Genomic DNA, 10532 nt, shown 5'->3' on the forward strand with positions numbered 1-10532 from the left:
CCCGGCCGACAGTATTATAACTTTCGGCCCGGCTTTTTTTGTGCAGTTGAAAAATCGCCGGTCAATTTTATGCAGCCATTTTGGCAATATCGGCTGTGTTCGTAATTGCTGTATTCATGGGTGCCGGTGTAATTGTAATTTCAACAATTCCCTTTTGGTGCAGAATACTGATACTGATTCAGAGGTCTGGAAGCCATTTTTTCGAAATTCATGGTAATCAATTGCCTGCACCATTTCAAGCCGTAATTTGCACCATTTGAGTCCCCTGTTTTCATGAGAACCGTAATAGATTTACAGCATTCATTTAGTTAGACCAAAGATTGCTGTATATGGAAAATAGATACTTGCTACTGCTTAGCTACTGCTTTGCTTTTTATGCCTTATTGGCGGCATCTCCATCTTGCATTCAAACAAAGGACGGTGTTATTGTTTTTACCGGCCCTGCATGTACAGGTACTTCCCATGCTGTCCATCTTCAAGTGATCTCAGATAATATCATTAGAGTGATTGCGGTCCCGGTAAAAGAAAGGGCGCCCGCTTAAAGCCTTTTTACTGAGACCTGATCTTTCCCGGAATATCATTTCCACTGAATAGAGATGAAATTATAGTCAATTTAAATATTCAAACATGTATTCAACCAAAACGATTCGCTTGCGACTATTGCTGCTTTGGGGTGTATTTCCCCTGCTGTTGTTAAGCGCACCAGCTTTTTCACAAACCGAAAAAATTAGCGGTACAATTATCAATCAACGAACCTCCGCCCCGGTTCCGGGAGCAACGATTACCGTAAAAGGGACCGATCGTTTCACTGTAGCTAATGAAGCCGGAAAGTTCAGTATCGATGCATCAACCGGCCAGGCGCTGGTTGTTACGATGATAGGGTATACGAAAAAGGAAATAGTTATTGGTAAAACTAAAACCATTGAGGTGAAACTCAGTGAAGTTGCTTTACAATTAGAAGACGTGGTGGTAATTGGTTATGGTAAAACAAGACGCAAAGATGTTACCGGCTCCATATCTTCTATTAGCGGCGACGAACTTCGAAAAACATCACCCACAACTTTCGACCAGGCCCTGCAGGGAAAAGTTCCGGGCGTGACGATTCAACAGATCTCCGGGCAACCTGGCGGTGGGGTATCTATTCAGATCCATGGTATCTCTTCTATAAGCGGCTCTAATTCGCCATTATATGTTATAGATGGAGTTATTATTCCGCCGACAAATGATCCGGGAAATGGAGCTAATCCCCTGAATACCATCAACCCTTCAGAAATAGAATCAATTGATGTATTAAAAGATGCTTCTGCTACTGCCATTTATGGTTCTAATGCAACAAACGGTGTTATTGTTATTACAACCAAAAGAGGCAGCGTATCCCCTCCTCAAATATCGTATGACGGATATTATGGATATCAGGAGATACCTAAAAGGCTTCCCACTGTTAATTTGCAGCAATTGGCAACATTTCTTAACGAAAGAGCTGCGGTGTGGGGTTTTGATGCCAGGCCTGAATTTGCCAACCCAAAATATTTAGGAAAAGGTACCAATTGGCAGGATGAATTATTCCGCAAAGCACCCCAGCAAAATCATTCGGTTACAATAAACGGCGGTGATGCCCGAACTCAATACTTATTTTCATTGGGATATTTTGACCAGGAAGGTATTGCGCTTGGTTCTAAATTCAAGCGATATTCTGTGCGGTTGAATTTAGATAATAAAACAACCAATTGGTTGAAAATAGGGACCAGTCTTCAAATAGCGAATGTTGTTGAAAATGTAGTTTCAGGTGGCACTTCTTCTTCAGGCGTAATTTCAGATGCTTTGAGTTTAACCGCCGATATTCCTGTAAAAAATAATGATGGTTCCTGGGGGGGCGTTACAAATACTTCCGGATGGGTTAACCCGGTGGCAAACCCGGTTGCATCGGCTCTTATTAATAAGAATATGAATTACAGGTATCAGCTATTTGGTAACGCATATGCCGAAATAACCTTTACCAAAAATTTATCGTTGAGGAGTGAGGTTTCTGGAAATTTTGATTTTTCCAGAAATGAAGGATTTAGTCCTCAAACTACTTATGGTAAATACACCACTCCCAACCCAACTTCGTCTTCGTATAGTTCAGGGCAGGACTTTTATACCGTAGTAAGAAATTATCTGACTTATAATAAGAAATTCGGTAGTAATAACAATTTGAATGTATTTGTTGGGCACGAGGCTAATTTGAGTAAATCTTCAAGTGTTTCTGCAAGCCGGTCAGATTTTCCGTCTAATAATGTGCAATCTATTTCCAGCGGCGATCCTTCTACTGCAAAGAACGGTGGTAATTATGGCCAGGGTTCTTCAGAATCTTATTTTGGACGTATTAACTATAATTGGTTCGACAAATACCTGTTTACAGTAAACCTGCGTAACGATGGTTCCGATAAATTTCCAGCAGATGACCGTTGGGCATTTTCGTATTCCGGTGCATTTGCATGGAAACTAAATAACGAAATGTTTCTGGCACAGGTTACAGACATTAATGAATTAAAGTTACGCCTTGGCTATGGTTTAACCAATAATCAAAATATCCCAAGCAATACTTATGTAACGCAGCTTACTACTGTTGCTAATGGTTTGTCTGGTACAGCACAGTTTCAATCCAATTTGGCCAATCCTAATGTAAAATGGGAGCAAACAAAAAATGCCAATATTGGATTAGATGGTGCCTTCTTTAACTGGAGATTAAATTTTTCAATAGATATTTACGATCGTCATACCGATGGCCTGTTGTTAAAAATACCACTTCCCAGGTATTCGGGTACAGCAACAGGTTATTCACCAGGTGCCATGCAGGCCCCTTATGTAAATGTGGGGTCTATGAGCAATAAAGGAATTGATATTAGAGTGGGAATAACCAATATTCAAAAAAAGGATTTCACCTGGAAGACCGACTTTACCGTATCTCGTAATATTAATAAAGTATTGAGTTTAGGTCCTGGCGGCGATGATGCCAGCCTTGTTTCGGCAAACTCAAAAACTGTAGTAGGTCGATCTATCGGCTCATTTTATGGCTATATCTATGATGGCATATTTGCTACTGCCGAAGATTTTAAAACCCATGCTTTGCCAGCCGACCAATCAGGAACAACCCGCCCAATTGCAAATGCAGGTGGTGGTATATGGTATGGCGACCGTATGTTTAAAGACTTAAATGGCGATGGTATTATTGACACAAAAGACCAAACCTTTTTAGGTTCACCACTTCCAAAATTCCAATTTGGGTTCAATAACTCATTTTATTATAAAGGCTTTGATTTGAACATTTTCTTTAGTGGAAGCGTTGGCAACAAGGTGTATAATCAATTGCCGGTTAATCAAACGAACCCTTTAAATAATACCAACTATTTTACCGGGGTATTAAACTATGCCAAAACTGCTTTAATTAACCCTGATGGAGATCCTAATAATGTAAACAATGTTTATGTTACCAACCCAAATACCACAATTGTAAGTCTTCGAAACGATAATACCAATGAGAATGGACGTTTTACAAATTTGTATTTGGAAGATGCTCCATTTATTCGTTGTAAAAACATTACCGTAGGGTATACTTTGCCTAAAAATATACTGGAAAAAGCGCATATTCATTCACTTCGGTTATATGCCAATGTATCGAACGCATTTGTAATTACAAAATACAATGGTATGGACCCTGAAGTGGGCTCCTGGAATCCACTGGAGGCTGGTTATGATAATGGTCATTATCCTCAATCAAGGGTATTCACCATTGGGGCAAATGTGAAGTTAACAAAGTAAAAAACTATTAATTTTTATGAAATCTATCAATAAACTATATATTCCTTTGCTATTGCTTGTGGCAGTAGCCGGATGCAAGAAGGGGTATCTTGACCGCCCTTCTCAATCTCAGATTGCGTCCAATAATTTTTATCAAACTACCACAGAGATGAGATTGGCTACAGCTAATCTTTACGGAGGTGTTCCCTGGTGGCAATGGCATGCTGGTCCGTTTTTACAACTTGGCGATGTTATGAGTGGAAATGGAACTACAGGACAATATCAGGGTACTGATAATAATGAACTTTTTGCGGTAAACCTTTCTGCTTCTAACGGTGTTGTGCAGGGGGCATGGACGGGCTTATACAATGTTATTGGCCAATGCAACAATACTATTCTGGGTATACAAAAATATACCCCCGCTACTGTTTCTCCAACAGATAAAAATGCCGCCATTGCCGAAGCAAGGTTTATACGTGGATATGCTTATTTTAATTTGGCTGTGCATTGGGGTGCCGTACCTATTGTGGAGGATAACAGCAAGCTGATTGAAAACCCCCTGATTAACCGCACTATTGTATCGGATGTGTACAAATTTGTAACGAACGATCTTACTTATGCAGCACAAAACCTGCCTGTTACTGATGCTGCAGGCAGAGTAACTACATGGTCGGCGCAGGGTATGCTGAGCAAAGTGTATTTAACCCTGGCGGGTTTAGGTGGTGGCGGCACACGCAAACAGGCTTACCTGGACAGTGCCAAAAAATATGCAGGAAATGTGTGCAAAAATAGCGGCAAGACATTATTCCCAAGTTATTACGACCTGTTTAAAGTACAAAGTAACGATGTTCCGGAAGTTTTATTTGCTTATCAATGGGAAGCAGGTACCGGGTATGGCTATGGTAATACACTCAATAACTATGCTCCAAGCAACACTATTATGCCCAAAAAAGGCGGGGCATGGGCTTCTATGAAACCGACTTACGACTTGTATTTAATGTATTCCAATAAAGATACGATAAGACGAAAAGCCACCTTTATGATCAACGGCGATTACTTTCCTGAATTGAATGCAGCGGGTGGTGGTTACAAGGCTACTGGTTCGAGTATGAAAAAACACATTATTGGTAACGACATAGATAACAGTTCGCCTCTTATGGATTTATGGTCATCGCCTGAACACGATGCTGTGCTAAGGTTAGCCGATGTGTATTTGATATATGCCGAAGCTATTCTTGGAAACAACACTACCACCACAGATGGTGAGGCCTTGTTGTATTTTAATAAAGTGCGTACCAGGGCAGGTATTGATCCGGCGACAAGCTTAACTATAGATACCCTTCTTAACGAAAGACGTATTGAATTTGCTTTTGAAGGAAACTATTGGATGGATCTGGTAAGGCTTTCTTATTGGAACCCAACTAAAGCGGTGAATATTATAAATGGGCAAAACCGTGCTTTTTTCAATTATGCTGCAGGAGTTGCTACACCAGATGCCAGTCCCGTCGTGAGTGTGCTTCCGGCAACAGCCAGCTCATTTACGTTGCAAATACCCGCATCTGAGTTAACAGCTAATCCAAAATTGGCAGAACCACCTGTGCCTTATTATTAAGCAATAACATTATAATATACTATTATGAATAAGATATATAAAATAAATTATGGCGTACTGTTTTTCTGTGTGTCGGTGGCATTGATACTATTAATGCCTGCATGCAAAAAGTCGGTAGAACGAGGTCCCGTAATTACCGAGGTGCGTAAATATGTTGCATCTCCGGGCGATTCTGTTTTATCAGGCGTTGTGCCCGATGCACAATGGGTGGTTATTACCGGTCAGAATTTACAAAATGCACTTCAGATAACGTTTAACGGAGTGCCGGCTACTTTTAATAATGCATTATTTGCTTCGAATAGTGTTGTAGTGCAAATTCCTTCCATTGTGTTTTCAACAATAGATACTAATAAGCTCAATACCATTGAGTATACAACGCCCGGAGGTACAACCATGTTCTCTTTCAAATTAACCCCCGCTGCACCAACAATTACAGCAATTTCCAATGTATTTGCCAACCCGGGCGACTCTGTTTTTATTTATGGAGCAAACCTCGTTTTAGTTCAAAGTTTTTCTTACGGTGGAACTAACATTTCTTCATTTAAAACAGATACGTATGGAACGTCCCTTGGTTTTGTTATGCCTTCGCCTGCTCCTACAAGCGGAAATGTAGTGGTAACTACCAGGAGCGGCACAGTTAATTATAAAATATTGGCAACGCCAACCATTACAGGTGTTTCCAACGGAAATCCCAGTTCTGGTGATTCGGTGTATGTTTATGGTACTTACCTTAAAAGTATTCAAACATTTACATTTGCCGGTACAGGTATTACTTCTTTTGTTTCATCAGCTGATGGAAGATCTGTAGGATTTATATCACCGGCATTAACAACACAAAGCGGACCAATATCTATTACAACGGTTTTTGGCTCAGCCACTGCTACTTACAATGTTAATACGCAAACATATCTGCAAGACGGTGTTGTAATGAATATGGAAGGTGGTTGGAGTTTTAATGGTATGGAGGGATGGTGGGCGGCAGCCAGTTGTGGTGTTAATAGTGCTGCAAATGATCCTTTCGGCTGGCTTACGCATACCACTGACTTTGATGGACTATATGGTACGAACAATACTTTGTTTCCCTTTTTAAATAAAGGTGTTTTTGCAGGCGGTGAGGGCGGAAATTGGTGGGAAACCGGGACCCGTATAAAAGCAAATCAATTGATACCAACGGCAAATCTTTCGGATCCTGTTGATAATTGGGCAATGCAATTTGAAATAAGTGTTCCTCATCCCTGGAATGGTATTACACTTTTTTTTACAACTTACTTTGACGGTAGCTATGTAGCTCGTTATGAACCATGGAAAACGTCTGCTTCGGGTACGGCGGCTTTCACTACAAAAGGTTGGCAAACAGTAACCATTCCTTTGTCTTCATTCCGTAAAAGCGATCCAACCCTGGGTGCTGGAATGGGTGCTTCGGTTACGAGTTTAGCTAATTTATTGGGTACTGGTAATACAGGTTTTAATATTGTTCTTAAGAATTATGGTACAACCCCGTCAGCAACGGGCTTTTATGGAGCCTTTGATAATTTCAGAATTGTAAAAATTAAATAGGAGGCAGTTGAAATAACAGCGGGTTTTGCCCGCTGCTTTTTTAAGAATAAAAAAACATGAAAATATACAGATGAAAAATAAAATAATTTATGTGATGGCAGGAGGTTTAATTACCCTTCTTCCTATCATTTCCTGTAAAAAAACAAAAGTAGATTCACCGCAAATTTCTGCTTCTAATATTACAGATACCATTCCTGAAGGGGGAGGAACAAAATCCCTGTCATTTACCTGTAATGGTGAATGGAGTATTGATACAACTGGTTTTGGCTGGGTAAATGTCAGCCCCATAGCTGGCAGTAGCGGCGATGTAACCATTACTTTAATAGCACCGGCTAATACCACCGGTCTTAGCCGTACAGTACTTCTGAAACTTGTTTCTCCAAACGGCCAGGCCAGGCGAATTACAGTACTTCAGGCACCTGTAATATTTACTTCATTTAATACTTCGCCCAAAGCACCTGATGCAACAGGTATGGGAAGTACTGCAATGCAGATTAATGCAAATATCAAAATGGGGATGAATATTTGGAACACTATGGAAGCACCAGGTGGAGAAACCGGTTGGGGCAATCCTGCTATTACACAATCGCTGATTGATACGCTAAAAAAAGCCGGGTTTAATGCTATAAGACTTCCTGTTGGTTATTGGAATCAAGGACATGTTGACAAAAAAACCTGTAAAATTGATGATGCCTGGTTAAACAGGATTAAAGAAGTAGTACAATATTGTGTAAACGCTGGTATGTATGTAGAAATAAACCGCCATCATGATAATGCTGGTTACAAAGATAATACTGGTAATGGCATTGATGACCCCAAGTTGTCTGGTGCACAATTAGATACTGCAAAAGCTATACAAAAAGCCTTATGGGAGCAGATAGCTACCAAACTGCGTGATTTTGATGAGCATGTAATGTTTGCAAGTTACAACGAGCCAAATGCCACAGATTTGCCATCAGCTACTGTTTTACACGATTTGCACCAAATATTTATCAATGCAGTTCGTTCCACAGGCGGAAAAAATGCTTATCGAACTTTAGTGCTTCAGGCACCAAGCACCTCGCTTGATCTGATGAATTATTTTGCTCCAGGCGGAATACCTGGTTTGCCCATAGATCAGGTACCTGATAAATTGATGCTTGAATTTCACTACTATTCTCCCGCTAATTTTTGTATACTGGGTGGTGATGCAAGCTGGGGCAAAGAATGGCGTTATTGGGGTAAGGACCTGCATTCACTTACCGATCCCGAACATAACTCAAATCCAGATTATGAAGAAGCCTATATGGAGCGCAACATGCAATGGGCAAAAAAATCTCTTGTGGATAAAAACATCCCTGTGCTAATTGGTGAATTTGGTGTACAATACCATGCAGATGATCTTGTAGGACATCCGGCAGATTCAATATTGTCTTTAACGTCAGCCGCACATTTCTTTGGGCATATGGTAAGAACTGCCCGTGCAAATGGACTCTCGGCGTTTTTGTGGGCTGGTGTAATTAACAGGCAAAAAGAAACAATAGAAGATAAACAGCAGTTAGATTCTTTACGCAAAGGAGCTGGGTACTAAAATGAAACAAGTTCTAAGACTGAAAAAGATGTTTGCTTTCTCAATTTTATAAAACTTTAAACGATTCCTTATGCCAAATGAAATCCAGAAAAAACGCGTATTGCCGTTTGTATCTACCAAACGACGGGGTAAAAAGATCCTTTTGCTGTTGTTGTGCCATATCGCACTATTCTCAGCCTTTGCACAGAATGTAACTATTTCAGTTAATGCAACCCAAAACAAACGCTTAATTTCTCCATACATATATGGAAGAAATGAAGGCTTTGACAAATCAGTGCAATTTTATAAAGATGCGGGTTTGCGCTTCGCACGGATGAACGGCGGTAATAACGCCACAGGTTACAACTGGCGAAAGAAAATTACGGTTCATCCCGACTGGTATAATAATGTTTATAGTGAGGACTGGGATGCACACGCGCAAAACATTGTTACCAATTATTCTGATATCCAGGGCATGTTTGCTTTTCAATTACTGGGCCGGGTTGCCTCCAACACAAATAACAACTTCAATGACTGGGCTTACAATCAATCCCAGTATTGGTCTGGTGTTGGGCAGAACCTGGCAGGGGGCGGAACGCCCGATCCAAACGGCGGCAGTAAGGCGCTGGTTGATGGAAATATTAATTTGTTTACAGAGTCCTGGCCTGCCGATTCTTCTGTGGGAATTCTAAACCATTGGTTTGGGACTAATGGTTTGGGACTTAACAAAAACCGTTTTGTATACTGGAATATGGACAATGAGGTCGATATCTGGAGTGGTACGCATGATTATGCTATGCCAACGCAAATATCGGCGTCTGCCTTTATGGATCGCTATATAGAACTGGCGAAGAAAGCGAAAGCTTTATATCCCGGCATCAAGCTCTGCGGGCCTGTTGCTACCTCCGAATGGCAATGGTACAAATGGTCAAATGAAAGCATATACATAAACGGCCGGTATTATCCCTGGATCGAGTATTTCATAAAACGCCTTGGCGATGAGTATAAGTCAACCGGTATAAAACTGGTAGATGTATTGGATATTCACAACTATCCCTGGTATAATAATGATGATGATGATGCACTGCAGGGACACCGGATCTATTATGATACAACGTATGATTATCCGGGTTCAAATGGTATTAGAACAAGTACCGGCGGCTGGGATGCCTCACTTACAAAACAATATATTTTCAAGCGCATCGACGGCTGGTTAACTGAACATTTTGGCGCCAACCATGGCATAACATGTGGTGTAAGCGAATGGGGTACCATGTCGAGCAGCAACCCAAGCCTTGAATCTGTTATATACGCTTCGCATTTGGGTACATTTGCAAACAATGGCGTTGAATTGTTTTCACCATGGAACTGGTCTATCGGCATGTGGGAAACCCTGCACCTTTTTAGCCGGAATGCAAAAAAATACAGCGTATCCAGCACTTCGTCTCTCGAAAATACGGTATCAGCCTATTCTTCAGTAAACGAAAATGCCGACTCGCTGACAGTAATTCTTGTAAACCGTGACAGGAGCGCTTCCCGCACTGTTACCATCAATCTGAGTAATTTTTCTGTTGCCAATGGAAATTACAATACATTGCAGTTGTCATCTTTACCGGCAACAGAGACTTTTGTCTCGCACACACAAAATGCGTTGAAAGCAAATACCGTGGCGGTAAATTCAAATTCATTGACCATAACGGTACCGGCGCTTTCTACAACGGCCATTCTGCTGGTTAAAGCCCCCGCAGCTCCTGTTACCTACGTTACTTTAGCTAACCGGGCCACCGGATTGCTGATAGATGGTATGGGCAGGTCAACCAATGGTGACAATGCCGGGCAATGGAGTAATAGCGGCAGTACCGCACAGCAATGGTCAATAGAAACCGTGGGGAATTATGTAATGCTTAAAAACCGTGCCTCCGGATTATATATTGATGGTATGGGCAGAAGCACCAATGGTGACAATGCCGGGCAATGGAGTTACAGTGCCAGTAATGCACAGCAATGGACAAAGGAAACTTCCGGAAACTATGT

Annotated in this window: 5 protein-coding genes; all 5 read left to right on the forward strand. The window is 41.1% G+C overall.

Going from position 1 to position 10532, the window contains the following annotated elements:
- Positions 1-627 precede the first annotated feature (627 nt).
- Positions 628-3801 carry a SusC/RagA family TonB-linked outer membrane protein gene (locus A3860_RS30030; protein WP_081153662.1) on the forward strand — a complete coding sequence of 1058 codons (3174 nt, stop codon included), beginning with the start codon at positions 628-630 and terminating at the stop codon, positions 3799-3801.
- Between the two features lie 16 nt (positions 3802-3817).
- Positions 3818-5392 carry a RagB/SusD family nutrient uptake outer membrane protein gene (locus A3860_RS30035; RefSeq protein ID WP_081153664.1) on the forward strand — a complete coding sequence of 525 codons (1575 nt, stop codon included), beginning with the start codon at positions 3818-3820 and terminating at the stop codon, positions 5390-5392.
- 24 nt (positions 5393-5416) lie between these two features.
- Positions 5417-6949 carry a glycan-binding surface protein gene (locus tag A3860_RS30040; RefSeq protein WP_081153666.1) on the forward strand — a complete coding sequence of 511 codons (1533 nt, stop codon included), beginning with the start codon at positions 5417-5419 and terminating at the stop codon, positions 6947-6949.
- A 70-nt stretch (positions 6950-7019) separates the two neighbouring features.
- Positions 7020-8519, forward strand: a complete 1500-nt coding sequence (locus tag A3860_RS30045) for a cellulase family glycosylhydrolase (protein WP_143774328.1) — start codon at positions 7020-7022, stop codon at positions 8517-8519.
- Positions 8520-8589: 70 nt separating this feature from the next.
- On the forward strand, positions 8590-10532 hold a 1943-nt coding region (locus tag A3860_RS30050; protein WP_081153670.1), incomplete at its 3' end, for a glycoside hydrolase family 44 protein.

Origin of the sequence: Niastella vici, from assembly GCF_002077945.1 — a bacterium.
Taxonomy (GTDB): Bacteria; Bacteroidota; Bacteroidia; order Chitinophagales; family Chitinophagaceae; genus Niastella; species Niastella vici.